The organism is Streptomyces sp. NPDC031466 (genome assembly GCF_055581265.1).
On the sequence record NZ_JBVIJT010000010.1, the window covers coordinates 175,560 to 199,798 of the forward strand.

38 protein-coding genes are annotated in these 24,239 nt (G+C 67.7%); 3 read left to right on the top strand and 35 right to left on the bottom strand.

Annotated features, from left to right (window positions below; all coding sequences use genetic code 11):
• Positions 1 to 32: 32 nt before the first annotated feature.
• Positions 33 to 401, bottom strand: coding sequence for a holo-ACP synthase (locus tag ACZ5GP_RS25315; RefSeq protein WP_468753009.1), 369 nt, complete (start codon positions 399 to 401; stop codon positions 33 to 35).
• 106 nt (positions 402 to 507) lie between these two features.
• Between ACZ5GP_RS25315 and coaA the strand changes: the two genes are divergently transcribed.
• Together coaA and ACZ5GP_RS25325 are read left to right on the top strand one after the other, a co-directional pair.
• Positions 508 to 1,503, top strand: coding sequence for a type I pantothenate kinase (gene coaA / locus ACZ5GP_RS25320; protein ID WP_468753167.1), 996 nt, complete (start codon positions 508 to 510; stop codon positions 1,501 to 1,503).
• Between the two features lie 38 nt (positions 1,504 to 1,541).
• Entirely contained in the window at positions 1,542 to 2,489 is a 948-nt protein-coding gene (locus ACZ5GP_RS25325) for a DUF389 domain-containing protein (protein WP_468753010.1), read from the top strand.
• Here ACZ5GP_RS25325 and glmM read toward each other — a convergent pair.
• From glmM to ACZ5GP_RS25345, 4 genes are all read right to left on the bottom strand, one after another.
• The gene (glmM, locus tag ACZ5GP_RS25330) at positions 2,486 to 3,844 is read right to left on the bottom strand and encodes a phosphoglucosamine mutase (RefSeq protein ID WP_361082888.1); all 1,359 of its coding nucleotides are present in this window, start codon (positions 3,842 to 3,844) and stop codon (positions 2,486 to 2,488) included. The genes ACZ5GP_RS25325 and glmM overlap by 4 nt on opposite strands.
• 93 nt (positions 3,845 to 3,937) lie before the next feature.
• On the bottom strand, positions 3,938 to 4,459 hold the full coding sequence (gene rpsI / locus ACZ5GP_RS25335; RefSeq protein WP_358577405.1) for a 30S ribosomal protein S9: 522 nt from the start codon (positions 4,457 to 4,459) through the stop codon (positions 3,938 to 3,940).
• Positions 4,460 to 4,501: 42 nt separating this feature from the next.
• A complete protein-coding gene (rplM, locus tag ACZ5GP_RS25340) occupies positions 4,502 to 4,945 on the bottom strand; it encodes a 50S ribosomal protein L13 (RefSeq protein WP_468753011.1) in 444 nt (147 codons plus the stop codon).
• Between the two features lie 244 nt (positions 4,946 to 5,189).
• Complete coding sequence (locus ACZ5GP_RS25345) at positions 5,190 to 6,395, bottom strand: glycosyltransferase family 87 protein (protein ID WP_468753012.1); 1,206 nt, start codon at positions 6,393 to 6,395, stop codon at positions 5,190 to 5,192.
• 74 nt (positions 6,396 to 6,469) lie between these two features.
• On the opposite strand from ACZ5GP_RS25345, the gene ACZ5GP_RS25350 reads away from it, so the two are divergent.
• Positions 6,470 to 7,336, top strand: a complete 867-nt coding sequence (locus ACZ5GP_RS25350) for a hypothetical protein (protein ID WP_468753013.1) — start codon at positions 6,470 to 6,472, stop codon at positions 7,334 to 7,336.
• 16 nt (positions 7,337 to 7,352) lie between these two features.
• On the opposite strand, the gene truA is transcribed toward ACZ5GP_RS25350, so the two are convergent.
• From truA to rplC, 30 genes are all read right to left on the bottom strand, one after another.
• Positions 7,353 to 8,207 (bottom strand): tRNA pseudouridine(38-40) synthase TruA, encoded by an 855-nt coding sequence (gene truA / locus ACZ5GP_RS25355; RefSeq protein WP_468753014.1) that lies wholly within the window; start codon positions 8,205 to 8,207, stop codon positions 7,353 to 7,355.
• Between the two features lie 80 nt (positions 8,208 to 8,287).
• Positions 8,288 to 8,788: a 50S ribosomal protein L17 gene (gene rplQ, locus ACZ5GP_RS25360; protein ID WP_468753015.1), complete on the bottom strand. Its 501-nt coding sequence runs from the start codon at positions 8,786 to 8,788 to the stop codon at positions 8,288 to 8,290.
• An 80-nt stretch (positions 8,789 to 8,868) separates the two neighbouring features.
• Positions 8,869 to 9,891, bottom strand: a complete 1,023-nt coding sequence (locus tag ACZ5GP_RS25365) for a DNA-directed RNA polymerase subunit alpha (protein ID WP_016645160.1) — start codon at positions 9,889 to 9,891, stop codon at positions 8,869 to 8,871.
• Positions 9,892 to 10,007: 116 nt separating this feature from the next.
• A complete protein-coding gene (rpsK, locus tag ACZ5GP_RS25370; protein WP_003956432.1) occupies positions 10,008 to 10,412 on the bottom strand; it encodes a 30S ribosomal protein S11 in 405 nt (134 codons plus the stop codon).
• Between the two features lie 65 nt (positions 10,413 to 10,477).
• Entirely contained in the window at positions 10,478 to 10,858 is a 381-nt protein-coding gene (rpsM, locus tag ACZ5GP_RS25375) for a 30S ribosomal protein S13 (RefSeq protein WP_127912744.1), read from the bottom strand.
• A gap of 207 nt (positions 10,859 to 11,065) precedes the next feature.
• Complete coding sequence (gene rpmJ, locus ACZ5GP_RS25380; protein ID WP_003974245.1) at positions 11,066 to 11,179, bottom strand: 50S ribosomal protein L36; 114 nt, start codon at positions 11,177 to 11,179, stop codon at positions 11,066 to 11,068.
• A 58-nt stretch (positions 11,180 to 11,237) separates the two neighbouring features.
• The gene (gene infA / locus ACZ5GP_RS25385) at positions 11,238 to 11,459 is read right to left on the bottom strand and encodes a translation initiation factor IF-1 (RefSeq protein ID WP_003948620.1); all 222 of its coding nucleotides are present in this window, start codon (positions 11,457 to 11,459) and stop codon (positions 11,238 to 11,240) included.
• A 153-nt stretch (positions 11,460 to 11,612) separates the two neighbouring features.
• Positions 11,613 to 12,452, bottom strand: a complete 840-nt coding sequence (map, locus tag ACZ5GP_RS25390) for a type I methionyl aminopeptidase (protein WP_358577395.1) — start codon at positions 12,450 to 12,452, stop codon at positions 11,613 to 11,615.
• Positions 12,453 to 12,572: 120 nt separating this feature from the next.
• Positions 12,573 to 13,226, bottom strand: coding sequence for an adenylate kinase (locus tag ACZ5GP_RS25395; RefSeq protein WP_468753016.1), 654 nt, complete (start codon positions 13,224 to 13,226; stop codon positions 12,573 to 12,575).
• Positions 13,226 to 14,539, bottom strand: a complete 1,314-nt coding sequence (gene secY / locus ACZ5GP_RS25400) for a preprotein translocase subunit SecY (RefSeq protein WP_468753017.1) — start codon at positions 14,537 to 14,539, stop codon at positions 13,226 to 13,228. The genes ACZ5GP_RS25395 and secY overlap by 1 nt, the downstream gene beginning before the upstream one ends.
• A 227-nt stretch (positions 14,540 to 14,766) precedes the next feature.
• Positions 14,767 to 15,222, bottom strand: a complete 456-nt coding sequence (rplO, locus tag ACZ5GP_RS25405) for a 50S ribosomal protein L15 (protein ID WP_468753018.1) — start codon at positions 15,220 to 15,222, stop codon at positions 14,767 to 14,769.
• 1 nt (position 15,223) lies between these two features.
• Entirely contained in the window at positions 15,224 to 15,406 is a 183-nt protein-coding gene (gene rpmD, locus ACZ5GP_RS25410) for a 50S ribosomal protein L30 (RefSeq protein WP_005481207.1), read from the bottom strand.
• A complete protein-coding gene (rpsE, locus tag ACZ5GP_RS25415) occupies positions 15,406 to 16,014 on the bottom strand; it encodes a 30S ribosomal protein S5 (RefSeq protein ID WP_007384078.1) in 609 nt (202 codons plus the stop codon). The genes rpmD and rpsE overlap by 1 nt, the downstream gene beginning before the upstream one ends.
• 41 nt (positions 16,015 to 16,055) lie before the next feature.
• A complete protein-coding gene (gene rplR, locus ACZ5GP_RS25420; protein WP_127912613.1) occupies positions 16,056 to 16,439 on the bottom strand; it encodes a 50S ribosomal protein L18 in 384 nt (127 codons plus the stop codon).
• A 3-nt stretch (positions 16,440 to 16,442) separates the two neighbouring features.
• Positions 16,443 to 16,982, bottom strand: coding sequence for a 50S ribosomal protein L6 (rplF, locus tag ACZ5GP_RS25425; RefSeq protein ID WP_055527119.1), 540 nt, complete (start codon positions 16,980 to 16,982; stop codon positions 16,443 to 16,445).
• A gap of 21 nt (positions 16,983 to 17,003) precedes the next feature.
• Positions 17,004 to 17,402, bottom strand: a complete 399-nt coding sequence (rpsH, locus tag ACZ5GP_RS25430; protein ID WP_018528360.1) for a 30S ribosomal protein S8 — start codon at positions 17,400 to 17,402, stop codon at positions 17,004 to 17,006.
• A 220-nt stretch (positions 17,403 to 17,622) separates the two neighbouring features.
• Positions 17,623 to 17,808 (bottom strand): type Z 30S ribosomal protein S14, encoded by a 186-nt coding sequence (locus tag ACZ5GP_RS25435; protein ID WP_003956452.1) that lies wholly within the window; start codon positions 17,806 to 17,808, stop codon positions 17,623 to 17,625.
• Between the two features lie 5 nt (positions 17,809 to 17,813).
• Positions 17,814 to 18,371, bottom strand: coding sequence for a 50S ribosomal protein L5 (gene rplE / locus ACZ5GP_RS25440; protein WP_125514478.1), 558 nt, complete (start codon positions 18,369 to 18,371; stop codon positions 17,814 to 17,816).
• On the bottom strand, positions 18,371 to 18,694 hold the full coding sequence (gene rplX, locus ACZ5GP_RS25445) for a 50S ribosomal protein L24 (RefSeq protein ID WP_358577388.1): 324 nt from the start codon (positions 18,692 to 18,694) through the stop codon (positions 18,371 to 18,373). The genes rplE and rplX overlap by 1 nt, the downstream gene beginning before the upstream one ends.
• Before the next feature lie 2 nt (positions 18,695 to 18,696).
• The gene (gene rplN, locus ACZ5GP_RS25450) at positions 18,697 to 19,065 is read right to left on the bottom strand and encodes a 50S ribosomal protein L14 (RefSeq protein WP_003974257.1); all 369 of its coding nucleotides are present in this window, start codon (positions 19,063 to 19,065) and stop codon (positions 18,697 to 18,699) included.
• Positions 19,066 to 19,168: 103 nt separating this feature from the next.
• Positions 19,169 to 19,453 (bottom strand): 30S ribosomal protein S17, encoded by a 285-nt coding sequence (gene rpsQ, locus ACZ5GP_RS25455; RefSeq protein WP_125514477.1) that lies wholly within the window; start codon positions 19,451 to 19,453, stop codon positions 19,169 to 19,171.
• Positions 19,453 to 19,677, bottom strand: a complete 225-nt coding sequence (gene rpmC, locus ACZ5GP_RS25460) for a 50S ribosomal protein L29 (protein ID WP_005481220.1) — start codon at positions 19,675 to 19,677, stop codon at positions 19,453 to 19,455. Before rpmC ends, rpsQ begins: the two co-directional genes overlap by 1 nt.
• Entirely contained in the window at positions 19,677 to 20,096 is a 420-nt protein-coding gene (rplP, locus tag ACZ5GP_RS25465) for a 50S ribosomal protein L16 (protein WP_030782563.1), read from the bottom strand. Before rplP ends, rpmC begins: the two co-directional genes overlap by 1 nt.
• A gap of 5 nt (positions 20,097 to 20,101) precedes the next feature.
• Positions 20,102 to 20,941, bottom strand: coding sequence for a 30S ribosomal protein S3 (gene rpsC, locus ACZ5GP_RS25470; protein WP_358577385.1), 840 nt, complete (start codon positions 20,939 to 20,941; stop codon positions 20,102 to 20,104).
• Positions 20,941 to 21,288 carry a 50S ribosomal protein L22 gene (rplV, locus tag ACZ5GP_RS25475; RefSeq protein ID WP_004571827.1) on the bottom strand — a complete coding sequence of 116 codons (348 nt, stop codon included), beginning with the start codon at positions 21,286 to 21,288 and terminating at the stop codon, positions 20,941 to 20,943. Before rplV ends, rpsC begins: the two co-directional genes overlap by 1 nt.
• Positions 21,289 to 21,330: 42 nt before the next feature.
• Positions 21,331 to 21,612 (bottom strand): 30S ribosomal protein S19, encoded by a 282-nt coding sequence (gene rpsS / locus ACZ5GP_RS25480; protein ID WP_125514475.1) that lies wholly within the window; start codon positions 21,610 to 21,612, stop codon positions 21,331 to 21,333.
• 12 nt (positions 21,613 to 21,624) lie between these two features.
• Positions 21,625 to 22,461: a 50S ribosomal protein L2 gene (rplB, locus tag ACZ5GP_RS25485; protein ID WP_055698225.1), complete on the bottom strand. Its 837-nt coding sequence runs from the start codon at positions 22,459 to 22,461 to the stop codon at positions 21,625 to 21,627.
• Positions 22,462 to 22,500: 39 nt separating this feature from the next.
• Entirely contained in the window at positions 22,501 to 22,920 is a 420-nt protein-coding gene (rplW, locus tag ACZ5GP_RS25490; RefSeq protein WP_030782579.1) for a 50S ribosomal protein L23, read from the bottom strand.
• On the bottom strand, positions 22,920 to 23,582 hold the full coding sequence (rplD, locus tag ACZ5GP_RS25495) for a 50S ribosomal protein L4 (protein WP_358577383.1): 663 nt from the start codon (positions 23,580 to 23,582) through the stop codon (positions 22,920 to 22,922). The genes rplW and rplD overlap by 1 nt, the downstream gene beginning before the upstream one ends.
• 8 nt (positions 23,583 to 23,590) lie before the next feature.
• Entirely contained in the window at positions 23,591 to 24,235 is a 645-nt protein-coding gene (gene rplC / locus ACZ5GP_RS25500; protein ID WP_030782583.1) for a 50S ribosomal protein L3, read from the bottom strand.
• Positions 24,236 to 24,239 lie beyond the last annotated feature (4 nt).

Sequence of the window (24,239 nt, forward strand, 5' to 3'; positions counted from 1 at the left end):
GCCGAAACGTCAAGCGGCGGTGCGCCCCGAGGTCATCCCTCCGCCACCACCACCGCCGAGGCCACCCCCGCGTCGTGGCTCAACGACACGTGCCAGGACCGCACCCCCAGCTCGGCGGCGCGCGCCGCGACCGTCCCCCGCACCCGCACCCGCGGCTGCCCGCTCCCCTCGACGTACACCTCGGCGTCGGTCCACCGAAGCCCCCCCGGCGCCCCCAGCGCCTTGGCCAGCGCCTCCTTCGCCGCGAAACGGGCCGCGAGCGAGGCCACCCCGCGCCGCTCCCCGCTCGGCAGCAGCAACTCGCTGTCCAGGAACAGCCGTTCGGCCATGCCCGGCGTCCGGGCCATCGCCGCCCCGAACCGCTCGATCTCGGCCACGTCGATGCCGACCCCGATAATCACAGGCTCACTCACCCCAGAAATCGCCCGGAAAACAACGGCTCAGCGTGACACACCCCACCACTCGGCCACCCCACGGCCGTTCAAACAGCCGTAACAATGGACTGTGATCTCTTCGGTCTCCGCGCCAGACAAGGCGCAGCGGAGCGCCCACCGGCACAAGCCGGAGGCGACTCCCTACCTCGACCTGACCCGCGCCGAGTGGAGCGCTCTGCGGGAGAAGACGCCCCTGCCCCTGACGGCGGAGGAGGTGGAGAAGCTGCGCGGCCTCGGAGACGTCATCGACCTGGACGAGGTACGCGACATCTACCTCCCGCTCTCCCGCCTGCTGAACCTCTACGTCGGCGCGACGGACGGCCTGCGCGGGGCCCTCAACACCTTCCTCGGCGAGAAGCGCTCCCAGTCCGGCACCCCCTTCGTGATAGGGGTCGCCGGCTCCGTGGCCGTCGGCAAGTCGACCGTCGCCCGCCTCCTGCAGGCCCTGCTCTCGCGCTGGCCGGAACACCCCCGCGTCGAACTCGTCACGACCGACGGCTTCCTGCTGCCCACCAAGGAGCTTCAGGCCCGCGGCCTGATGTCCCGCAAGGGCTTCCCCGAGTCGTACGACCGCCGCGCCCTCACCCGCTTCGTGGCGGACATCAAGGCGGGCAAGGAGGAAGTCACCGCCCCCGTCTACTCCCACCTGATCTACGACATCGTCCCGGGCAGGCGCCTCGCGGTCCACCGCCCCGACATCCTCATCGTGGAGGGCCTGAACGTCCTGCAGCCCGCCCTGCCCGGCAAGGACGGCCGCACCCGCGTGGGTCTCGCGGACTACTTCGACTTCAGCGTGTACGTCGACGCCCGCACCGAGGACATCGAGCGCTGGTATCTGAACCGCTTCAAGAAGCTGCGCGACACGGCCTTCCAGGACCCCTCCTCCTACTTCCGCAAGTACACGCAGGTGTCGGAGGAGGAGGCCCTGGACTACGCCCGCACCACCTGGCGCACGATCAACAAGCCGAACCTCCTGGAGAACGTGGCGCCCACCCGCGGCCGGGCCGCCCTGGTGCTCCGCAAGGGCCCCGACCACAAGGTCCAGCGCCTGAGCCTGCGCAAACTCTGAAGGACCCGGCCGCTCGAACGGCCGACTACCCTGCTCGGATGCTGCACCTGCGCCTGATCTCCCCCGAGGACAAGACCGACGACGTGCTGCGCCTGATCGAGGCGACGACCGGCACCACGCACCTCGCCGTGGTCCCGGGGGCGGCCCGCGACCCGAAGGGCGACGTCATCATGTGCGACGTCGCCCGGGAGGCGGGCGACGAGCTGATCGCCGGCCTGCGCGCGCTGGACCTCGACAAGTGCGGCTCGATCGCGGTCGAGACCATCGACCTCTCGCTCTCCGAGCGCGCCACCAGGGCCGAGGACGACGCGCCGGGCGAGGGGGCGGACGCGGTGCTGTGGGAGCAGCTGTCCGACGCGACCCACGAGGAGTCCACGCTCTCGGTCACCTACGTCGCGTTCATCACGCTCGCCACGATGATCGCGGCCTGCGGTGTCGTGCTGGACAACGCGATCCTGATCGTGGGCGCGATGGCCGTCGGCCCGGAGTTCGGACCCCTCGCCGGTTTCTGCACGGCGCTGGTGCGGCGGGCCCCGAAGCTGGCGCTGCGCTCACTGATCGCGCTGCTCGTGGGCTTCCTGGTGGCGATGCTGGTGACGGTCGGGTTCAGCTACTTCATGGACGCCGTGAACCTGTTCAGCGACGAGGCCCTGAAGTCGGAGCGCCCGAACACGAACTTCATCTACCGCCCGGACTGGTTCTCGTTCGTCGTGGCGGTCCTCGCGGGCGCGGCGGGCACGCTCTCGCTCACCTCGGCCAAGTCGGGCGCCCTGGTGGGAGTGGCGATCTCCGTGACGACGGTCCCCGCGGGGGCGAACGCCGCGGTCGCCTTCAGCTACAGCGAGTACAAGCAGGCGTGGGGCTCCACCGAGCAGCTCCTGCTCAACCTCGTCGGCATCGTCCTCGCCGGTACGCTCACGCTGCTGGCCCAGAAGGCCCTCTGGGCCGGCCAGCGCGAACGTACCGCGAAGACACGGCGCCTCTAGCCCAGCGCCGACTTCACCGCGTCGGCGAGCCGCTCGGCCACGGACCGGGCCTGCTCGATGTCGGCGGCCTCGACCATGACCCGCACCAGCGGCTCGGTCCCCGAGGGGCGCAGCAGCACCCGTCCCGTGGAGCCCAGCTCCCGCTCGGCGTCGGTGACGGCGCCGGCCAGTTCCGCCGAGGTCTTCACGCGGGACCTGTCGACGTCCGGCACATTGATGAGGACCTGCGGCAGGCGCTCCATGACACCGGCGAGGTCGGCCAGCGTACGGCCGGTCTCGGCGACCCGCGCCGCGAGCAGCAGGCCGGTCAGGGTGCCGTCGCCGGTGGTGGCGTGGTCCAGGACGATCACGTGCCCGGACTGCTCGCCGCCGAGGGCGAAGCCGTGCTCCTTCATCGCCTCCAGGACGTACCGGTCGCCGACGCCGGTCTGCACCAGGGACAGGCCCTGGGCCTCCATGGCCAGCTTGAAGCCGAGGTTCGACATCACGGTGGCGACAACGGTGTCGTGACGCAGCGTGCCGTGCTCGCGCATGGCGAGGGCCAGCACGGCGAGGATCTGGTCGCCGTCGACCTCCGCGCCGGTGTGGTCCACGGCGAGGCAGCGGTCCGCGTCCCCGTCGTGCGCGATGCCGAAGTCGGCCTTGTGCTCGACGACGGCGGCCTTCAGCAGGCCCAGGTGGGTCGAGCCGCAGCCGTCGTTGATGTTCAGGCCGTCGGGCTGCGCGCCGATGGTGATGATCTCGGCACCGGCGCGCGTGAACGCCTCCGGGGAGACCCGGGCGGCGGCGCCGTGCGCCTCGTCCAGGACGATCTTCAGTCCGTCGAGGCGGTTGGGCAGGACACCGAGCAGGTGCGCGATGTACTGGTCGAGGCCCTGGTCGTAGGAGGTCACGCGGCCGACACCGGAGCCGGTCGGGCGCTGCCAGGGCGCGCCGGTGCGGTGCTCCTCATACACGGACTCGATGCGGTCCTCCAGCTCGTCGGCGAGCTTGTGGCCGCCGCGGGCGAAGAACTTGATGCCGTTGTCCGGCATGGCGTTGTGGCTGGCGGAGAGCATCACGCCGAGGTCGGCGCCCAGCGCACCGGTGAGATGCGCCACCGCCGGGGTGGGCAGCACACCGACGCGCAGGACGTCCACGCCCGCGCTCGCGAGGCCCGCGACCACCGCGGCCTCCAGGAACTCCCCGGACGCGCGCGGATCCCGCCCGACCACCGCGACCGGGCGATGGCCTTCAAAGGTGCCCGCCTCGGCCAGTACGTGTGCCGCCGCCACGGAGAGTCCGAGCGCGAGCTCGGCCGTCAGATCCGCGTTGGCGACACCACGCACGCCGTCCGTGCCGAAGAGTCGTCCCACTGCTGTCCTCCGAACGTTCGTTCCTGATAGACGAACGCCCCGGCAGCACGGTGAGTGCCGCCGGGGCGAACGAGAAGTACGAGCAGGCAGCGATTAGCGCTTGCTGTACTGCGGGGCCTTACGGGCCTTCTTGAGACCGGCCTTCTTGCGCTCGACCGCACGGTCGTCACGCTTGAGGTAACCGGCCTTCTTGAGGGCGGCGCGGTTGTTGTCGACGTCGGCCTCGTTCAGCGCGCGGGCGACACCGAGACGGAGCGCACCGGCCTGACCGGAGACGCCGCCACCCGAGATGCGGGCGATGACGTCGTAGCGGTTGTCGAGCTCGAGCACCTTGAAGGGCTCGTTGACTTCCTGCTGGTGGACCTTGTTCGGGAAGTAGTCCTCGAGCGTGCGCCCGTTGACCTTCCACTTGCCGGTGCCCGGGACGATCCGGACGCGGGCGATGGCGTTCTTGCGACGGCCCAGGCCGGCGGCCGGCTGCGGGTCGCCGAAGCGCGCCGGGTTCGACTCCGAGGTGTACTCGCCCTCAAGCGGCGCCTCGGACTCGGTGGTGTACTGCTCGACGTCAGCGATCTCGGTCTCTTCGACCGGCTGCTCAACGGTGGTCTCGGCCACGATGCTCCTCAGATTCTTTTTCGTCTTTGGGGGTGGCCGGAACTACTGCGCGACCTGGGTGATCTCGAACGGGACCGGCTGCTGAGCGCCGTGCGGGTGCTGGTCGCCCGCGTAGACCTTCAGCTTCGAGAGCATCTGACGGCCCAGGGTGTTCTTGGGGAGCATGCCCTTGACGGCCTTTTCGACGGCCTTCTCGGGGCTCTTCGCAAGCAGCTCGTCGTAGCGGACGGAACGCAGACCACCCGGGTAACCGGAGTGGCGGTACGCCATCTTCTGGGTCTTCTTGTTGCCGGACAGGTGCACCTTGTCCGCGTTGACGATGATGACGAAGTCACCGGTGTCGACGTGGGGGGCATAGATCGGCTTGTGCTTGCCACGCAGGAGGGTGGCAGCGGTGGTCGCCAGACGACCGAGGACGATGTCCCGGGCGTCGATGACGTGCCACTGGCGGGTGACATCGCCGGGCTTAGGGCTGTACGTACGCACTTAGTAGCCTTCGCTTCTTCAGTGGATGGGGTCCAGACACACGGCACCCAGGAAGCGATCATGCAGCTGGGGCCCACAATGCCGGGGACGCTGCCCGTATGCGAGCCACTGGTAACTGCTCCAGGGAACCTACGCAAGGGCCCTTTCGCGTGAGATCGAGGACACCAATACGTATCAATCCCCGAGAGTACCCGCGCCGCCCCGTACCGGTCAAAACGCGGCCCTGAAGACCGGAACCGACGACTCACACACCACGGACAGGTCTGCACTCATCAGAGTAACGGCCCGCCCGCTCCACCCCGCACCGACCGCTCAACGCCCCCGCCGCACCCGCCCACCCGACCGTGACCGCGAGCAGACAGAGCGTCGCCGCGTCCTTGAAGGCGCGCCGCGTCATGGGTTCGAGCCACGGCCAGGCGAACCCCGGCACCTGCGGCACCAGCGCCACCCAGAACCACGGACTGCGCGCCGCCGCCCCCGCCCGCAACGCGCCCGCGAGCAGCAGCGGCACCACGACGAGCAGGTAGTGGTCGTAGGAGGGCCGGGAGACGAGAAAGGCGGAAAGCATCAGCATCGTGGCGCACTCCACCACCCGCGAAGGCCCCGCGTCGCCCCTCCCCCAGCGCCGCCACGCACACCACACCCCGGCCGCGGCCGCACACCCCGCGAGCAGCGTCGCCGCCGCCTGCGGTACTCCGACCCGCGCGAGCACCGCCGAGGGCGATGCCTCGTAGAGCCGTACGAAGGCGTCGTCACCGCGCAGCAGGAAGGGCAGGGTCCGGGTGAAGAACCCGGCGGGGTCCGGCAGCACGAGCGCGGCCGCGAGCGACACCCCCGCGGGCACGCCGAGCGCGACCCCGAGCGCCCGCCGGCGCCCGGCGAAGACGAAGAGGAGCACGACGGGCACCAGCAGCGGCTTCACCGCGACGGCGGCGCCGATGACGAGCCCGGCCGCCGTCCACCGCCCCCGGCACACGCACAGCAGGGCGAGCGGCAGCGCGGCCGCGGATGCCACCGTCCAGTTCCCGAGCTGGACGAGGTGCCCGAACGGCGCGAAGCCGAGGGCGAGCCCCAGCAGGCCGTACACCGCGAACCGGCTGCGCCAGGACACCCCGTACACCCGCAGGGCGCACGCCCAGCCGGTGACGAGCCCGGCGGTGACGCCGGCAGGCACCAGGAAGCGGACCACGGCGGTGGGCAGCAGGGCCTGGGGCACGGCGGCGAGCACGGCGCCCGGCAGATAGAGGAAGTGCCGGTCGGCGTAGGGCGAACGGCCGTGGATCCACGCCTCGGCGGCCCGCACCACGATGGCGTTGTCCATCCCGCCGTCCGGCGCCCGCAGCCCCACCCGGACGACCCCGGCGAGCAGCACGAGGCCGAGCACGGCCCGGGCATGCCGCCCGGCGGGCCGCGACAACCATCCGACAACAGCCGTTTCGCCCGTATTCATACGCCTCAGGCTAGGGCGGGAACCCCGCGCGACCCCCGCTCAACATCCCGGGCCGCCCGTCTAAGATGCGCCCCATGAGCTTTGGGCAAGGGGGGCCTCAGTGGGGCCAGGGCGGCACGGGCGGCTTCGGCGGGGGACCCACGCCCGACTGGGCGGCACTCGCCGAGGCCTCCGAGGCACGCGCCCGGCGCCGCAGATGGCTGATGATCGGCGGTGGCGCGCTCGCCACGATCGCGGTCGCGGCCGCCGTGGCGATCACCGTCGTCTCGGCGAACAGCGACGACGCCACCGCCTCGAACAAGCCCGCGAGTGAGCTGCCGGCAACGGCGGAGATCCCCGGCGCGAGCGACGACCCCGGTCCGACGTTCAAAGAGACCACGCCGCCGCCCCCGCCGGACCCCAAGGACTTCATCGCCAGCGCGAAGAAGGACAAGGCGCCGCTCACCCCCGAGGGCCTCTTCCCCGGCAGGACGTACACCTCGGGCGAGAACGTCTACAAGAAGGGCCGGACCGACAGCACGAACAAGTGCGCGTCCGTCACGCAGCCCGCCCTCGGCGCCATTCTCACCGCCAACGACTGCACCCGGCTGATCCGCGTCAGCTACGTCAAGGGCGGCATCGCCGTCACCATCGGCGTCGCCGTCTTCGACACCTCCGCCGAGGCCACGAAGGTGATGAAGCAGGTGAAGAACGGCCTGGTCACGGCGCTGCCCGGCAAGGGTGTGCCGAGCTTCTGCCAGACGGGCGTGTGCCGCGGGACGTACCACTCCTACGGCCGCTACGCCTACTTCACCACCACGGGCTACCCCAGCGGCAAGAGCGTCACGACCGCCGACCGCAAGGCGTACGCCGTCGGCGACACCATGGCCCGTTTCGCCTTCCGCCAGATCGACCAGCGAGGCCGGGCCCAGGCGTCCGCCGCGGCGGCGGCCCCCGAGTAGCGCGGCCGCTGCCGGCTCAGCAGCAGCCGGCGCCGGGCAGCGTCCGCTTGTTGCGGGCCTCCTTGTTGCGCGCGGCCAGCAGCTCGTCGGCCGGGTAGCCGACCTCTTCGAGGGTCAGCCCGTGCGGCCGCACCACGTGCACGGCGGAGTCCCGCACCCCCGCTTCGAGCACCTTGCCGGGCCACTCCACGGGCCGGTGCCCGTCCCCCACGAACAGCATGGCGCCGACCAGCGAGCGCACCATGTTGTGGCAGAACGCGTCGGCCCGCACGGTGGCCTCCAGGATGCCGTCGGGCCGCCGCTCCCAGCGCAGCTCCTGAAGCGTGCGGATGGTCGTGGCGCCCTCGCGGCGCTTGCAGTACGCGGCGAAGTCGTGCTCGCCGATCAGCCGTTCGGCGGCGGCGTTCATGGCATCCAGGTCCAGCTCCCAGTCGTGCCACAGCACATGGCCACGCAACAGCGGGTCGACGCCGCCGGGGTGGTCGGTCACGCGGTAGGCGTACCGCCGCCAGACGGCGGAGAACCGCGCGTTGAACCCCGCGGGCGCCTCGGCCACCTTCCACACCCGCACGTCGTGCGGCAGCCGTCCCGCGAGCCGCCGCAGCAGCTTGTCGCGGTGCTCGTCCCACACGGCCTCGGGCAGGTCGACGTGGGCGACCTGGCCCCGCGCGTGCACCCCGCTGTCGGTCCGCCCGGCCACGGTCAGCTCGTACGTCTGCTCGGAGCGCGTCACGGTCCGCAGCGCGGCCTCGATCTCCCCCTGCACGGTCCGCTGCCCCTGGCGCTGCTTGGCCCAGCCGGAGAAGTCCCGGCCGTCGTAGGACAGGTCCAACCGCACCCGTACGAACCCGGGCTCTGCTTCGTCACTCACTCGTGGATCCTCTCAGGCAACAAAAAAGCGGGCCCGCCCCGGCAGGGGGCGGGCCCGCGACGCCCTGAAGGGCAGAACGCTTACGCGTCCTTCGACTCCTCGGCCGGAGCCTCGGCAGCCTCGTCGGCCTTCGCCGTGTCGGCCTTGGCGTCGGCGGCCTCGGCGTCCTTGGCGGAGCGCTTCGTGGCGGCCTCGGCCTCACCGGTGGCCTGCTGGGCCACGGTCAGGGCCTCCACCAGCTCGATGATCGCCATGGGCGCGTTGTCGCCACGACGGTTACCGATCTTGGTGATACGGGTGTAGCCACCCGGGCGGTTCTCGTAGCGCGGGCCGATCTCCGTGAAGAGCGTGTGCACGAGGCTCTTGTCGGTGATGACGGACAGCACCTGGCGGCGGTTGTGAAGGTCACCCTTCTTCGCCTTGGTGACCAGACGCTCCGCGTACGGACGCAGGCGGCGGGCCTTCGCCTCGGTGGTGGTGATGCGGCCGTACTCGAAGAGCTGCTTGGCGAGGTTCGCCAGCAGAAGCTTCTCGTGCGCGGCGCTGCCGCCCAGACGGGCACCCTTGGCAGGCTTCGGCATGGTGTTTCTCCTAGTGATCTGCCCCGGCCGTATCAGGTACCGGGGTCAGGGCCCCGCGGGCGGACGCCCGCGGGCAGTCATCAGTACTGCTCGGTCTCCACGAAACCGGCGTCCGCGTCGTCGTCGGCGCCGAAGGCGTCGGCGGCAGCGGTCGGGTCGAACCCGGGAGGCGAGTCCTTGAGGGCCAGGCCCATACCGTTCAGCTTCATCTTGACCTCGTCGATCGACTTCGCACCGAAGTTGCGAATGTCGAGCAGGTCCGCCTCGGAGCGGGCCACCAGCTCGCCCACCGAGTGGATGCCCTCACGCTTGAGGCAGTTGTACGACCGAACGGTGAGCTCCAGCTCCTCGATCGGCAGCGCCAGATCGGCGGCCAGGGCGGCGTCCGTCGGGGACGGGCCCATGTCGATGCCCTCGGCGTCGATGTTGAGCTCGCGCGCCAGACCGAACAGCTCGACCAGGGTCTTGCCGGCGGAAGCCATGGCGTCGCGCGGGCGCATGGCCTGCTTGGTCTCGACGTCGACGATCAGCTTGTCGAAGTCGGTGCGCTGCTCGACACGGGTCGCCTCGACCTTGTACGTGACCTTGAGGACCGGCGAGTAGATCGAGTCGACCGGGATGCGCCCGATCTCCTGACCGACCTGCTTGTTCTGCACGGCGGAGACGTAGCCGCGACCGCGCTCGACGGTCAGCTCCATCTCCAGCTTGCCCTTGCCGTTGAGCGTGGCGAGGACGAGGTCGGGGTTGTGCACCTCGACACCGGCCGGGGGCGCGATGTCGGCGGCGGTGACCAGACCCGGGCCCTGCTTGCGCAGGTACATCACGACCGGCTCGTCGTGCTCCGAGGAGACGACCAGCTGCTTGATGTTCAGGATGAGGTCGGTGACGTCCTCCTTGACGCCCGGCACGGTGGTGAACTCGTGCAGGACACCGTCGATGCGGATGGACGTGACGGCCGCACCCGGGATCGAGGAGAGGAGCGTACGGCGCAGGGAGTTGCCGAGGGTGTAGCCGAAGCCCGGCTCCAGCGGCTCGATCACGAACCGGGAGCGGAATTCGTCGACGACCTCTTCGGTCAACGAGGGGCGCTGAGCAATCAGCATGTTGCGTTCCTTCAGTCAGGGGCACCCACTATTTGATGCCCTGAATTCACTACAAGGGTACGGGCGGCACGGCTCCGAAGAGCCGTACCGCCCGGAACCTCAAGAACTGCCGTGCGTCAGACGCGGCGGCGCTTGGGCGGACGGCAGCCGTTGTGCGGCGTGGGCGTCACGTCCTGGATCGAGCCGACCTCAAGACCGGTCGCCTGGAGCGAACGGATGGCGGTCTCGCGACCGGAACCCGGGCCCTTGACGAAGACGTCGACCTTGCGCATGCCGTGCTCCTGCGCGCGACGGGCAGCCGACTCGGCGGCCATCTGCGCGGCGAACGGCGTGGACTTGCGCGAGCCCTTGAAGCCGACGTGGCCGGCGGAGGCCCACGAGATCACGTTGCCGCTCGGGTCCGTGATGGACACGATCGTGTTGTTGAACGTGCTCTTGATGTGAGCGTGCCCGTGGGCAACGTTCTTCTTTTCCTTGCGGCGCACCTTCTTGGCAGCGCCCTGACGACCCTTGGGGGGCATCTATAACTCCTACGGGAGGTGGTCGGTCCTGCAGCGACAGCTGTCGATAGACCGCTGAGCGAGGACTACTTCTTGCCCGGCTTCTTCTTACCGGCGATGGCGCGACGCGGGCCCTTGCGGGTGCGGGCGTTCGTGCTGGTGCGCTGACCGCGGACGGGCAGGCCACGACGGTGGCGCAGACCCTGGTAGCAGCCGATCTCGACCTTGCGACGGATGTCGGCCTGGATCTCGCGACGGAGGTCACCCTCGGTCTTGATGTTGGCGTCCACGTACTCGCGGATCTTGACGAGGTCTTCCTCGGTCAGGTCGCGGACGCGGGTGTTGCGGTCCACCTCGGTGGCGTCCAGCGTCTGCTGGGCCAGCGTGCGGCCGATGCCGAACACGTAGGTGAGGGCGACCTCGATGCGCTTGTCGCGCGGGAGGTCAACGCCTTCAACGCGTGCCATTCATGGCTCCTGTTGATTCTTCGGAGGTCTTCAGCAGAACCACTCCCAACGGCCGTCCCCTTTTCGCTGGAAAAGGGTTGGTACCTGCTGGGTCCCCGGCCTCCGACCGGGGGTGTCGCCCTCCATTACCAAAGGAACTGAAGAGGGACGGGTCCTGCATATGTGCTTACTTGCGTCGCGCGAAAATCTGCGAACTGCAGTCGTGCGTCAGCCCTGGCGCTGCTTGTGGCGCGGGTTGTCGCAGATGACCATGACCCGGCCGTGACGGCGGATCACCCTGCACTTGTCGCAGATCTTCTTGACGCTCGGCTTGACCTTCATTGGGTGAGGTTCTCCGGGTCAGTGCCACCACCCCGCGCGAGCGGGATGCGGGCAAGATCTACTTGTACCGGTAGACGATCCGGCCACGCGTCAGGTCGTACGGAGACAGCTCCACCACGACCCGGTCGTCAGGGAGGATGCGGATGTAGTGCATACGCATCTTGCCGCTGATGTGTGCCAGGACCTGGTGGCCGTTCTGGAGCTCCACCTTGAACATGGCGTTCGGAAGAGACTCGACGACAGTGCCTTCGATCTCGATGGCACCTTGCTTCTTGGCCACGCTTCGCCCTTCGAATCGACTACCTTGATCGACTACGCGCTCCGTATGCAGACACACGGATGCACGAGAGCCGACGCGTCAGTCTACGTCAGGGCTCTCGGAAAGACGAATCGAGAGAGTCTGCCCCATCGCGTAGATCGTTAAGCAGCGGGGTCAGGACGCCAGCGGGTCCGGCGCCACGGTGACCCCGTACTCCGCCAGCTTCGCCTTGCCGCAGTCGGGGGCCGTCAGCACCAGCGGGCCCTCCTCCGTCAGCGCGACGGAGTGCTCCCAGTGCGAGGACCAGGTGCCGTCCGTGGTGATGACGGTCCAGTCGTCCTCCAGGACCTCCGTGCGCGGGGTGCCGAGGGAGACCATCGGCTCGATCGCGAGGCAGAGGCCGGGCACCAGCTTGGGGCCCTTGCCGCGGCGGCGCTCGACGTAGTTCAGGAGGTGCGGGTCCATGTGCATCTCGGTGCCGATGCCGTGGCCGCCGTAGTCCTCGACGATGCCGTACTTGCCGCCGCCCGGCTTGGGCTGGCGGCGGATGTACGTCTCGATGGCCCGGGAGATGTCCACCAGGCGGTTGCCCTGCTTCATGGCCGCGATCCCGGCCCACATCGACTCCTCGGTCACCCGGGAGAGCTCGACCAGCTCCGGGGCGTGACCGGTGCCGACGAAGGCGGTGTAGGCCGCGTCGCCGTGCCAGCCGTCGATGATCGCGCCGGCGTCGATGGAGATGATGTCGCCGTCCTTGAGGACGGTCTTGTCGTCCGGGATGCCGTGCACGACGACCTCGTTCACAGAGGTGCAGATCGTCGCGGGGAAGCCGCCGTAACCGAGGAAGTTGGACTTCGCGCCGTGCTCGGCGATCACCTTGCGGGCGACCTCGTCCAGGTCCTTCGTGGTGGCCCCGGGCACCGCGGCCTCGCGGGTCGCCGCGTGCACGGCGGCGACGACAAGGCCCGCCTCACGCATCTTCGCGATCTGCTCGGGGGTCTTGATCTGCACCATGGGGCTTCCGCTCTCCGTCATCCGTCGACAAACCGGCTACGCACACACGAACCGGGTACGTAGACAACAGTACGGCCGCGGTCCCCAGACAGGGCACCGCGGCCGAAACAGCGTACTGAACTACTTGTCGCCCTTGAGGGCGTCCATCGCGCGCTTGGTGACCTCGTCCACCTTGCCGAGCGCCGAGATCGTCACGACCAGGCCCTGGCCCTTGTAGTGGTCGATGATCGGCTCGGTCTCGCGGTGGTACACGTCGAGACGCTTGCGCACGGTCTCTTCCTTGTCGTCGCCGCGCTGGTACAGCTCGCCGCCGCAGACGTCGCAGACGCCTTCTCGCTCCGGCTTGCTGTACGTCACGTGGAAGACATGGCTGGAGTCGTTGCGGCAGATGCGACGGCCCGCGATGCGCTTGACGACCTCGTCCTCGGGGACCTCCAGGTCCAGGACGGCGTCGAGCTTCTGGCCGTCGGCCTTCAGCGCCTCGTCGAGCGCCTCGGCCTGCGACACGTTCCGCGGGAAGCCGTCGAGCAGGAAGCCGCCGGCGGCGTCCGACTGCGCCATGCGGTCCTTCGCCATGCCGATCGTCACCTCGTCGGGCACGAGGTTGCCGGCGTCCATGTACGCCTTCGCCTGCTTGCCCAGCTCCGTGCCCTGGCTGATGTTGGCACGGAAGAGGTCGCCCGTGGAGATGTGCGGGATCGACAGGTTCTTGGCGAGGAACGCGGCCTGCGTTCCCTTGCCCGCACCGGGCGGCCCGACGAGGACGATTCGCATCAGCGGAGGAACCCTTCGTAATTGCGCTGCTGGAGCTGGCTCTCGATCTGCTTCACGGTTTCCAGACCCACACCCACGATGATCAGGATGCTCGTCCCGCCGAACGGGAAGTTCTGGTTTGCCTGGAAGCCAACCAACGCCATCGTCGGCACGAGAGCGATCAGTCCCAGATACAGCGAACCCGGCCAGGTGATCCGGTTGAGTACGTAACTCAGGTACTCAGCGGTCGGACGGCCAGCCCGGATGCCCGGGATGAAGCCACCATACTTCTTCATGTTGTCGGCGACTTCCTCGGGGTTGAAGGAGATCGCGACGTAGAAGAAGGCGAAGAAGACGATCAGGATGAAGTACGTGGCGATGTAGATCGGGTGGTCACCCTTGGTCAGGTTTGCCTCGATCCACGTCTTCCATCCCGAGGTGCCGCCCGCGAACTGGGCGACCAGCGCCGGAATGTAGAGCAACGACGAGGCGAAGATCACAGGGATGATGCCCGCCTGATTGACCTTCAGCGGAATGTACGTCGACGTACCGCCGTAGGACCTGCGGCCGATCATGCGCTTCGCGTACTGGACGGGAATGCGCCGCTGCGCCTGCTCGACGAAGACCACCAGACCGACCATGACGAGACCGACCGCGATGACCGTGCCGAACTCGATCCAGCCGTCGGCCAGGTCGCCCTGCTCCTTGATGGCCCACAGGGCGCTCGGGAAGGTCGCGGCGATCGAGATGAACATCAGGATCGACATGCCGTTGCCGATGCCGCGGTCGGTGATCAGCTCACCGAGCCACATCACGCAGGCGGTGCCGGCGGTCATGGTGATGACCATCGTGATGGTGACGAAGATCGACTGGTCCGGGACGATCTCGCTGGCGACGGGGCAGCCCTGGAAGAGGGAGCCGGTGCGGGCGGTGGCCACCAGACCCGTGCCCTGCAGGATCGCGAGCGCGATGGTCAGATAGCGCGTGTACTGCGTGATCTTCGCCGTGCCGGCCTGGCCCTCCTTCTTGAGGGCCTCCAGTCGCGGGATCACCACGGTCAGCAGCTGCAAAATGATGCTCGCCGTGATGTACGGCATGATGCCGAGCGCGAAGATCGTGATCTGCAGCAGCGCGCCGCCGCTCATCATGTTGACGAGACCGAACAGGCCCTGGTTCTGACCGGCGTTGTCGACACAGGCCTGGACGTTCTTGTAGTCGACCCCGGGGATGGGCATGTGCGTGCCCAGCCGGTAGATCACGATGATGCCGAGCGTGAAGAGCAGCTTCTTGCGCAGGTCGGGCGTCTTGAACGCCCGGGCGAACGCGGTGAGCACGGTGCCTCCTGCGACCCCCGCGCGCGTGCGTCAGAGGTGGTGGTCTTGAGGTTCGACGAATACGTATCAGTCAACAAAACCGTGCGGGCAGACCGCACGGAGCTTAGACAGTGCACGCCACCTTACCGGCGACCGTGCCCCCCTTGGAACGACCAACCGGGGATGCCCCTTTTGTGGGGCATCCCCGGCTGGGAATCGCTCATGTCATCGACACGTCTGAGGGAAGATCAGACGAGCTCGGTGACGGTACCGCCCGCGGCGGTGATCTTCTCCTTGGCGGAGCCGGAGACGGCGTCGACCGTCACCTGCAGCGCCACGGTGAGCTCACCCTGGCCGAGCACCTTGACGAGGCTGTTCTTGCGAACGGCACCCTTGGCGACGAGACCCTCGACGGTGACCTCGCCACCCTCGGGGTACAGCGCGCTCAGCTTGTCGAGGTTCACGACCTGGAACTCGGTCTTGAACGGGTTCTTGAAGCCCTTGAGCTTCGGAAGACGCATGTGGAGGGGCATCTGGCCACCCTCGAAGCGCTCCGGAACCTGGTAACGGGCCTTGGTGCCCTTGGTACCACGACCAGCGGTCTTACCCTTGGACGCCTCACCACGACCCACACGGGTCTTGGCGGTCTTGGCGCCCGGGGCGGGGCGGAGGTTGTGGATCTTCAGCGGGTTCTGCTCCGCCATGTCAGTCGACCTCCTCGACCGTCACGAGGTGGCGGACGGTGTGCACCATTCCGCGGAACTCGGGGCGGTCCTCCTTGACGACCTGCGTGTTGATGCCCTTGAGACCAAGGGAACGCAGGGTGTCGCGGTGGTTCTGCTTGCTGCCGATGTACGACTTCGTCTGCGTGATCTTGAGCTGTGCCATTACGCAGCACCAGCCCCGGCACGCGCCCGCAGCAGAGCCGCGGGAGCGACGTCCTCGAGGGGCAGACCACGGCGAGCCGCGATCTCCTCGGGACGCTGCAGACCCTTGAGGGCCGCCACGGTCGCGTGCACGATGTTGATCGCGTTCGACGAACCGAGCGACTTGGACAGGATGTCGTGAACGCCGGCGCACTCGAGCACGGCGCGCACCGGGCCACCGGCGATAACACCGGTACCGGGGGAAGCAGGCTTCAGCAGGACGACGCCCGCAGCCTTCTCGCCCGTGATCGGGTGCGGGATGGTGCCCTGGATACGGGGGACCTTGAAGAAGTGCTTCTTGGCCTCCTCAACACCCTTGGCGATGGCGGCCGGCACCTCCTTGGCCTTGCCGTAACCGACACCCACGGTGCCGTCACCATCGCCCACCACGACCAGCGCGGTGAAGCTGAAGCGACGACCACCCTTCACAACCTTGGCGACGCGGTTGATCGCGACAACGCGCTCAACGTACGCGGTCTTCTCGGCGGCAGCAGCGCCACCGTCGCGACCCTTCCGGTCCCGCCGCTCGCCGCCACCGGCACCGCCACCGCGGCGCTGGGGTCCAGCCATTGGAATTACCTCTCTCTGTTTCCGCTAGCTACGGAACCGACTCAGAACTTGAGTCCGGCTTCGCGGGCGGCGTCCGCCAGGGCGGCGATGCGCCCGGCGTACTGGTTACCACCACGGTCGAACACGACAGTCTCGACACCGGCGGCCTTGGCGCGCTCGGCGACCAGGGCGCCGACCGACTTGGCGGCCGCGGACTTGTCGCCCTCGGCGCCGCGGATCGTGCTGTCCAGGGTCGACGCCGACGCAAGGGTGTGACCCTTGATGTCGTCGATGACCTGGGCCACGATGTGGCGGTTGGAGCGCGTCACGACCAGGCGCGGACGCTCAGCCGTACCCGAGATGTGCTTACGGATGCGGATGTGACGACGCTTGATGGCAGCACGCTTGTAAGCGTCGCCCTTAGCAATCTTGACACCGTATGCCATGGCTTACTTACCCGCCTTTCCGACCTTGCGGCGGATGACTTCGCCTTCGTACTTGACGCCCTTGGCCTTGTACGGGTCGGGCTTGCGCAGCTTGCGGATGTTGGCCGCAACCTCGCCGACCTTCTGCTTGTCGATGCCCTCGACCGAGAACTTGGTCGCCGATTCGACCTTGAAGGAGATGCCCTCGGGCGCCTCGATCAGGATCGGGTGGCTGTAGCCGAGCGAGAACTCCAGGTTGGAGCCCTTCGCCAGGACGCGGTAACCGACACCGCTGATTTCGAGCTTCTTCACGTAACCCTGGGTCACGCCGGTGATCATGTTCGCCACCAGCGTGCGGGACAGGCCGTGCAGGGCCTTGTTCTGACGCTCGTCGTTCGGGCGGGTGACGTTCAGAACGCCGTCCTCACCCTTAGCGATCTCGATAGGCGCGACGATGGTGTGGCTCAGGGTCCCCTTGGGGCCCTTGACCGCGACCGTCTGGCCGTCGATGGTGACGTCCACGCCGGCGGGAACCGTGATGGGGAGCTTGCCAATACGCGACATTAGCTATTCCTCCGTTCCCGACTACCAGACGTAGGCGAGGACTTCCCCACCTACGCCCTTCTTGCCTGCCTGCTGTCCGGTCAGGAGACCGTGCGACGTGGAGATGATCGCCACGCCCAGGCCGCCGAGGACCTTCGGCAGGTTGGTGGACTTCGCGTAAACCCGGAGACCGGGCTTGGAGATCCGCTTGATGCCCGCGATGGAGCGCTCACGGTTCGGGCCGAACTTCAGCTCGAGAACGAGGTTCTTGCCAACCTCGGCGTCCTCGACCTTCCAGCCCGTGATGAAGCCCTCCTGCTGGAGGATCTCCGCGATGTGAGACTTGATCTTGCTGTGCGGCATCGCCACGGTGTCGTGGTACGCCGAGTTCGCGTTACGCAGACGAGTCAGCATGTCCGCGATCGGATCAGTCATGGTCATGAATTGGCCTTCGGCCTCTCTCGCCGGGGTTTCCTATCTGCGCCATCCCTCTCCCCACTCAGAGGCGGGACGGGTGCGGCGCGGGGACCTACGGCGTAGTAAGTCGGTCAGGGCGGCAGACGCCCAACCCTCCTAGCCTAAGCCATGGAGGGGTGGGCCTCTGCCGACCCTTTACTTACCGAGAGATCCAGGAGTCCCTAAAACCCTTGAAAAGGGGGGACTACCAGGAGCTCTTGGTCACGCCCGGCAGCTCGCCACGGTGAGCCATCTCACGAAGGCACACGCGGCACAGGCCGAACTTGCGGTAGACGGAGTGCGGACGGCCGCAGCGCTGGCAGCGGGTGTACGCACGCACACCGAACTTGGGCTTACGAGCAGCCTTGGCAATCAGAGCCTTCTTCGCCATCTCGCTTACGCCTCCTTGAACGGGAAGCCGAGGTGACGAAGGAGGGCGCGGCCCTCGTCGTCGTTGGTCGCCGTGGTGACCACGGTGATGTCCATACCCCGGACGCGGTCGATCTTGTCCTGGTCGATCTCGTGGAACATGACCTGCTCCGTGAGACCGAAGGTGTAGTTGCCACGGCCGTCGAACTGCTTGGGGGACAGACCGCGGAAGTCGCGGATGCGCGGCAGCGCGAGCGACAGGGTGCGGTCCAGGAACTCCCACATGCGGTCGCCACGGAGCGTGACGTGGCAGCCGATCGGCTGACCCTCGCGCAGCTTGAACTGCGCGATGGACTTCCGGGCCTTCGTCACGGCCGGCTTCTGGCCGGTGATCGTGGTGAGGTCGCGGATGGCGCCGTCGATCAGCTTCGAGTCACGGGCGGCGTCGCCGACACCCATGTTGACCACGATCTTGACGAGACCGGGGATCTGCATGACGTTCTCGTAGGAGAACTCCTCACGCAGCTTGCCCGCGATCTCCTCGCGGTACTTCGTCTTGAGACGCGGAGTGGTGGTGGTCGTCATCAGATGTCCTCACCCGTCCGCTTGGCAACGCGGATCTTGTTGCCCTCGTCGTCGAAGCGGTAACCGACGCGCGTGACGACCTTGTTGCCGTCCTTCTCCACGACCAGCTGGACGTTGGAGACGTGGACGGGGGCCTCGGTGGTCACGATGCCGCCGGCCTGCGAGCCGCTGGCCGTCGGGGCGGCCTTCGTGTGCTTCTTGACCCGGTTGACACCCTCGACCAGGACGCGCTCCTCGCGCGGGTAAGCGGCAATGACCTTGCCCTGCTTGCCCTTGTCCTTACCGGTGATGACCTGAACCAGGTCGCCCTTCTTGATCTTCATGCTTACAGCACCTCCGGCGCGAGCGAGATGATCTTCATGAACTTCTTCTCGCGCAGCTCACGGCCGACGGGGCCGAAGATACGGGTGCCGCGAGGGTCGCCGTCGTTCTTCAGAATGACGGCGGCGTTCTCGTCGAAGCGGATGTACGAGCCGTCCGGACGGCGGCGCTCCTTGACGGTGCGAACGATGACCGCCTTGACGACGTCACCCTTCTTCACGTTGCCACCGGGGATCGCGTCCTTGACGGTGGCGACGATGACGTCACCGATGCCCGCGTAGCGGCGACCCGAGCCACCGAGAACACGGATGGTGAGAATTTCCTTCGCACCCGTGTTGTCGGCGACGCGCAGTCGCGACTCCTGCTGGATCACGTCTATCTCCTGTTTGTCTGCCGGTTCCCGGCAGGGGCTCGACTCTTACGAGCGGGCCCCTGCCGAGCCTGGCGGAACGAACTCTGAGGGATGCCTCAGAGAATTACTTGGCCTTCTCGAGGATCTCGACGATGCGCCAGCGCTTGGTCGCCGACAGCGGACGCGTCTCCATCAGGAGGACGCGGTCGCCGACGCCGGCAGCGTTCTGCTCGTCGTGCGCCTTGAGCTTGTTCGTACGGCGGATGACCTTGCCGTACAGGGCGTGCTTGACGCGGTCCTCGACGGCGACGACGACGGTCTTGTCCATCTTGTCGCTGACGACCAGACCCTCGCGGGTCTTGCGGAATCCGCGGGTCTCGGTGTTCTCAGTCACGTTGCTCTCGCTCATCAGGCGCTCTCCACCGTCTCGATGCCCAGCTCGCGCTCACGCATCAGGGTGTAGATCCGCGCGATGTCCTTACGGACGGCCTTGAGCCGACCGTGGTTCTCGAGCTGACCCGTCGCCGCCTGGAAGCGGAGGTTGAACAGCTCTTCCTTGGCTTCGCGGAGCTTGTTGAGAAGCTCCTCGTCGCCCAGCTCGCGCAGCTCGGAAGCCTTGGTACCGGCCGACATCACGACTCACCTGCCTCGCGCCGGACGATGCGGCACTTCATCGGAAGCTTGTGAGCAGCGCGGGTGAGCGCCTCACGAGCAATCTTCTCGTTCGGGTAGGACAGCTCGAACATCACCCGGCCCGGGTGAACGTTCGCGACCCACCACTCGGGCGAACCCTTACCGGAACCCATGCGGGTCTCGGCAGGCTTCTTGGTCAGCGGGCGGTCCGGGTAGATGTTGATCCAGACCTTGCCGCCACGCTTGATGTGGCGGGTCATCGCGATACGAGCCGCCTCGATCTGGCGGTTGGTCACGTACGCCGGCGTGAGGGCCTGAATGCCGTACTCGCCGAACGCAACCGTCGTACCGCCCTTGGCCTGACCACGGCGCTTCGGGTGGTGCTGCTTGCGGTGCTTGACCCTACGGGGGATCAGCATTTCGGTCAGGCCTCCGTTCCGGTGCTCTCAGCAGCCGGAGCAGCGGCGGCGGGAGCGTCGGCCTTGGGGGCCTCGGCAGCCGGCGCGGACTGCTGCGGCTTGCGGCCGCGGCCGCCACGCTCGCCACCACGGCCACCACGGGCCGGGCGGTCGTTGCCGCCGCCACGGGCCGGGCGGTTACCCGCACGGGCAGCGGCGTTCTCGGCGCGGACCTCGGCGATGTTCTTGACGTCGCCCTTGTAGATCCAGACCTTCACGCCGATACGGCCGAAGGTCGTCTTGGCCTCGAAGAAGCCGTAGTCCACGTTCGCGCGCAGCGTGTGCAGCGGCACACGGCCCTCGCGGTAGAACTCGGACCGGGACATCTCGGCGCCGCCGAGACGGCCACCACACTGGATCTTGATGCCCTTGGCGCCGGCCTTCATCGCCGACTGCATGCTCTTGCGCATGGCACGGCGGAAGGAGACGCGGGAGGACAGCTGCTCCGCCACGGCCTGGGCCACGAGCTGAGCGTCGACCTCGGGGTTCTTGACCTCGAGGATGTTCAGCTGGACCTGCTTGCCCGTGAGCTTCTCGAGGTCACCGCGGATGCGGTCGGCCTCGGCGCCACGGCGGCCGATGACGATGCCGGGACGAGCGGTGTGGATGTCCACACGCACACGGTCACGGGTGCGCTCGATCTCCACCTTCGAGATGCCGGCGCGCTCCATGCCGGACGTCATCATCCGACGGATGGCGACGTCTTCCTTGACGTAGTCCTTGTACAGCTTGTCGGCGTACCAACGCGACTTGAAGTCGGTCGTGACACCGAGCCGGAACCCGTGCGGGTTTACCTTCTGGCCCATTACCGGGTTCCTTCCTTGCTGCTGACGACCACGGTGATGTGGCTGGTCCGCTTACGGATCCGGTAGGCACGGCCCTGAGCACGCGGACGGAACCGCTTCAGGGTCGGGCCCTCATCCACGTACGCCTCGCTGATGACCAGCGAAGAGGCGTCGGTGTGGTCGTAGTTGTGCGCGGCGTTGGCAATGGCGCTGTCCAGCACCTTGCCGACCGGCACGCTCGCGGCCTGCGGGGCGAAACGCAGGACCGCCTGAGCCTCCGTGGCATCCATGCCACGGATGAGGTCCACCACGCGGCGGGCCTTCATGGGCGTGACGCGGATGTACCGCGCCTGGGCCCTGGCTTCCATGGTTGTCCCTTCGGTGTTAGTCATAGTCGATTCCACCCCGCCTTAGCGGCGCTTCGACTTCCGGTCGTCCTTGACGTGACCCCGGAAGGTGCGCGTCGGCGAGAACTCGCCGAGCTTGTGGCCGACCATCGACTCGGTGACGAACACCGGGATGTGGGTCTTGCCGTTGTGCACCGCGATCGTGTGACCCAGCATGCTGGGGATGATCATCGAGCGACGGGACCAGGTCTTGATGACGTTCTTGGTGCCGGCTTCGTTCTGGACGTCCACCTTCTTTACGAGGTGGTCGTCGACGAAGGGCCCCTTCTTGAGACTGCGCGGCATCTAAACCCGCTCCTAGCGCTTCTTGTTCGACTTGCGGCGGCGGACGATGTACTTGTTGCTCGCCTTGTTGCGATCACGAGTACGACCCTCCTTCTTGCCCCACGGCGAGACCGGGTGACGACCACCGGAGGTCTTGCCTTCACCACCACCGTGCGGGTGGTCGACCGGGTTCATCACGACACCACGCACGGTCGGGCGGACGCCCTTCCAGCGCATACGGCCGGCCTTGCCCCAGTTGATGTTCGACTGCTCGGCGTTGCCGACCTCGCCGATGGTGGCGCGGCAGCGGACGTCGACCAGGCGGATCTCACCGGACGGCATGCGAAGGTGCGCCATGGCGCCTTCCTTCGCGAGCAGCTGCACGGAGGCACCCGCGGAGCGGGCGAACTTCGCGCCGCCGCCGGGCCGCAGCTCGATGGCGTGGATGGTCGTACCGACCGGGATGTTGCGCAGCGCCATGTTGTTGCCGGGCTTGATGTCGGCGCCAGGGCCGCTCTCAATCCGGTCACCCTGCTGCGTGCCGCGCGGGGCGAGGATGTAGCGCTTCTCGCCGTCCGCGTAGTGCAGCAGCGCGATGCGCGCGGTGCGGTTGGGGTCGTACTCGATGTGCGCGACCTTGGCCGGCACGCCGTCCTTGTCGTGACGACGGAAGTCGATCACACGGTAGGCGCGCTTGTGTCCGCCACCCTGGTGACGAACGGTGATCCGACCGGCGTTGTTACGGCCGCCCTTGCTGTGCAGCGGGCGAACCAGCGACTTCTCCGGCGTGGACCGCGTTACCTCGACGAAGTCGGCGACGCTGGAGCCACGACGGCCCGGCGTAGTCGGCTTGTACTTGCGGATTCCCATTTCTCAGTCCTCGTCCGATATTCGGACCAGGGCGCTCCGTTAGGAGGCCTGGCCGAAGATGTCGATACGGTCGCCCTCAGCAAGGGTCACAATCGCGCGCTTGGTGTCGGCACGCTTGCCGAAACCAGACTTGGTGCGCTTGCGCTTGCCCTGACGGTTGATCGTGTTGACTCCGGTGACCTTGACCGAGAAGACCGTCTCGACGGCCTGCTTGATCTGGGTCTTGTTGGAGCCGGGGGCCACGATGAACGTGTACTTGCCCTCGTCGAGCAGCGCGTACGACTTCTCGGAGACGACCGGCTTGACGAGGACGTCGCGCGGGTCCGAGAAGGACTTGCTCAGCGGGGTGGGCTCAACAGCGATCTTGCCCTCGGTCGCGATGCGCTTCGCCTTGGCGACACGCGCGGCCTTCGCCGCCTTCGCAGCCTTGGACGCGATGCTCTGGTGACGGATGGCCATCAGGCTTCGCTCCCTTCGGTCTCGTCGTTCCGGCCGGACGGGGCGCCGGACACGAAGGACTCGAAGGCGGCCTTGGTGAAGACCACGTCGTCCGAGACGAGCACGTCGTACGTGTTCAGCTGGCCCGGCTCCAGGATGTGCACCTGGGGCAGGTTGCGGGCGGAGAGCAGCGAAAGCTCGTCCGAGCGCTCGATGACCAGGAGCACGTTCTTGCGCTCACTGACCTTGCCGAGCAGGCTCTTCGCGGCCTTCGTCGAGATCTCGCCCTCGACCACGCCGGAGACGACGTGGATGCGGGAGTTGCGCGCCCGGTCGGTGAGGGCGTGACGCAGAGCGGCAGCCTTCATCTTCTTGGGAGTGCGCTGGGAGTAGTCACGCGGCACGGGGCCGTGGACGACGCCACCGCCGGCGAACTGCGGCGCACGGGTCGAACCCTGGCGCGCGCGGCCGGTGCCCTTCTGGCGGTAAGGCTTCTTGCCACCACCACGGACTTCACCGCGGGTCTTGGTCTTGTGCGTGCCCTGACGGGCCGCGGCCAGCTGCGCGACGACGACCTGGTGGATCAGCGGGATGCTGATCTTCTCGACGTCGAAGATCTCCGCGGGGAGCTCGACCGTCCCGGTCTTGTCGCCTGCCGGCGAAAGGATGTCAATGGTGCTCATGGGTTACCTCAGGCCCCCTTGGCCGCGGTACGGACCAGGACGAGGCCGCCGTTCGGACCGGGGACCGCGCCCTTGATGAGCAGCAGACCCTTCTCCGCGTCAACGGCGTGGACGGTCAGGTTCTGGGTGGTGACCCGCTCGTTGCCCATGCGACCCGCCATGCGCATGCCCTTGAAGACACGGCCGGGGGTGGCACAGCCACCGATGGAACCGGGCTTGCGGTGCACGCGGTGGGCACCGTGGGAGGCCTTGCCGCCGTGGAAGTTGTGACGCTTCATCACACCGGCGAAGCCCTTGCCCTTGCTCTTGCCGGTGACGTCGACCTTGATACCGGCCTCGAACGTCTCGGCGGTCAGCTCCTGGCCGAGGGTGTACTCGCTGGCACCAGCGGTACGGATCTCGACGAGGTGGCGACGGGGGGTCACGTCGGCCTTGGCGAAGTGGCCCTTGAGGGGCTTGTTCACCTTGCGCGGGTCGATCTCGCCGAAGGCGATCTGGACCGACTCGTAGCCGTCGCTGTCATTCGTACGGACCTGGGTAACGACGCAGGGTCCGGCCTTGACCACGGTCACCGGGACGACACGGTTGTTCTCGTCCCAGACCTGGGTCATGCCGAGCTTCTCGCCCAGGATGCCCTTGATCTGCTTGGTCATCTGT

What these genes read in the sequence shown, in the direction of transcription:
- ACZ5GP_RS25325 (WP_468753010.1), top strand. Translation starts at nt 1,542, where the DNA reads ATGCTGCACCTGCGCCTGATCTCCCCCGAGGACAAGACCGACGACGTG.
- rplD (WP_358577383.1), bottom strand. Translation starts at nt 23,582, where the DNA reads ATGAGCACCATTGACATCCTTTCGCCGGCAGGCGACAAGACCGGGACG.
- rplV (WP_004571827.1), bottom strand. Translation starts at nt 21,288, where the DNA reads ATGGAAGCCAGGGCCCAGGCGCGGTACATCCGCGTCACGCCCATGAAG.
- rplB (WP_055698225.1), bottom strand. Translation starts at nt 22,461, where the DNA reads ATGGGAATCCGCAAGTACAAGCCGACTACGCCGGGCCGTCGTGGCTCC.
- rplX (WP_358577388.1), bottom strand. Translation starts at nt 18,694, where the DNA reads ATGAAGATCAAGAAGGGCGACCTGGTTCAGGTCATCACCGGTAAGGAC.
- rpsE (WP_007384078.1), bottom strand. Translation starts at nt 16,014, where the DNA reads ATGGCTGGACCCCAGCGCCGCGGTGGCGGTGCCGGTGGCGGCGAGCGG.
- rplF (WP_055527119.1), bottom strand. Translation starts at nt 16,982, where the DNA reads ATGTCGCGTATTGGCAAGCTCCCCATCACGGTTCCCGCCGGCGTGGAC.
- rplC (WP_030782583.1), bottom strand. Translation starts at nt 24,235, where the DNA reads ATGACCAAGCAGATCAAGGGCATCCTGGGCGAGAAGCTCGGCATGACC.
- rpsK (WP_003956432.1), bottom strand. Translation starts at nt 10,412, where the DNA reads ATGCCCCCCAAGGGTCGTCAGGGCGCTGCCAAGAAGGTGCGCCGCAAG.
- rpsS (WP_125514475.1), bottom strand. Translation starts at nt 21,612, where the DNA reads ATGCCGCGCAGTCTCAAGAAGGGGCCCTTCGTCGACGACCACCTCGTA.
- rplQ (WP_468753015.1), bottom strand. Translation starts at nt 8,788, where the DNA reads ATGCCGAAGCCTGCCAAGGGTGCCCGTCTGGGCGGCAGCGCCGCGCAC.
- rpmD (WP_005481207.1), bottom strand. Translation starts at nt 15,406, where the DNA reads ATGGCACAGCTCAAGATCACGCAGACGAAGTCGTACATCGGCAGCAAG.
- rpmJ (WP_003974245.1), bottom strand. Translation starts at nt 11,179, where the DNA reads ATGAAGGTCAAGCCGAGCGTCAAGAAGATCTGCGACAAGTGCAGGGTG.
- ACZ5GP_RS25435 (WP_003956452.1), bottom strand. Translation starts at nt 17,808, where the DNA reads ATGGCGAAGAAGGCTCTGATTGCCAAGGCTGCTCGTAAGCCCAAGTTC.
- ACZ5GP_RS25365 (WP_016645160.1), bottom strand. Translation starts at nt 9,891, where the DNA reads ATGCTGATTGCTCAGCGCCCCTCGTTGACCGAAGAGGTCGTCGACGAA.
- rpsH (WP_018528360.1), bottom strand. Translation starts at nt 17,402, where the DNA reads ATGACCATGACTGATCCGATCGCGGACATGCTGACTCGTCTGCGTAAC.
- ACZ5GP_RS25395 (WP_468753016.1), bottom strand. Translation starts at nt 13,226, where the DNA reads ATGCGAATCGTCCTCGTCGGGCCGCCCGGTGCGGGCAAGGGAACGCAG.
- map (WP_358577395.1), bottom strand. Translation starts at nt 12,452, where the DNA reads ATGGTGCAGATCAAGACCCCCGAGCAGATCGCGAAGATGCGTGAGGCG.
- rplO (WP_468753018.1), bottom strand. Translation starts at nt 15,222, where the DNA reads ATGGCGGAGCAGAACCCGCTGAAGATCCACAACCTCCGCCCCGCCCCG.
- rplP (WP_030782563.1), bottom strand. Translation starts at nt 20,096, where the DNA reads ATGCTGATCCCCCGTAGGGTCAAGCACCGCAAGCAGCACCACCCGAAG.
- ACZ5GP_RS25345 (WP_468753012.1), bottom strand. Translation starts at nt 6,395, where the DNA reads ATGAATACGGGCGAAACGGCTGTTGTCGGATGGTTGTCGCGGCCCGCC.
- rpmC (WP_005481220.1), bottom strand. Translation starts at nt 19,677, where the DNA reads ATGTCGGCCGGTACCAAGGCTTCCGAGCTGCGCGAGCTGGGCGACGAG.
- ACZ5GP_RS25350 (WP_468753013.1), top strand. Translation starts at nt 6,470, where the DNA reads ATGAGCTTTGGGCAAGGGGGGCCTCAGTGGGGCCAGGGCGGCACGGGC.
- rpsQ (WP_125514477.1), bottom strand. Translation starts at nt 19,453, where the DNA reads ATGAGCGAGAGCAACGTGACTGAGAACACCGAGACCCGCGGATTCCGC.
- rpsC (WP_358577385.1), bottom strand. Translation starts at nt 20,941, where the DNA reads ATGGGCCAGAAGGTAAACCCGCACGGGTTCCGGCTCGGTGTCACGACC.
- rplE (WP_125514478.1), bottom strand. Translation starts at nt 18,371, where the DNA reads ATGACGACCACCACCACTCCGCGTCTCAAGACGAAGTACCGCGAGGAG.
- rplW (WP_030782579.1), bottom strand. Translation starts at nt 22,920, where the DNA reads ATGGCCATCCGTCACCAGAGCATCGCGTCCAAGGCTGCGAAGGCGGCG.
- rpsM (WP_127912744.1), bottom strand. Translation starts at nt 10,858, where the DNA reads ATGGCACGCGTTGAAGGCGTTGACCTCCCGCGCGACAAGCGCATCGAG.
- rplR (WP_127912613.1), bottom strand. Translation starts at nt 16,439, where the DNA reads ATGGCATACGGTGTCAAGATTGCTAAGGGCGACGCTTACAAGCGTGCT.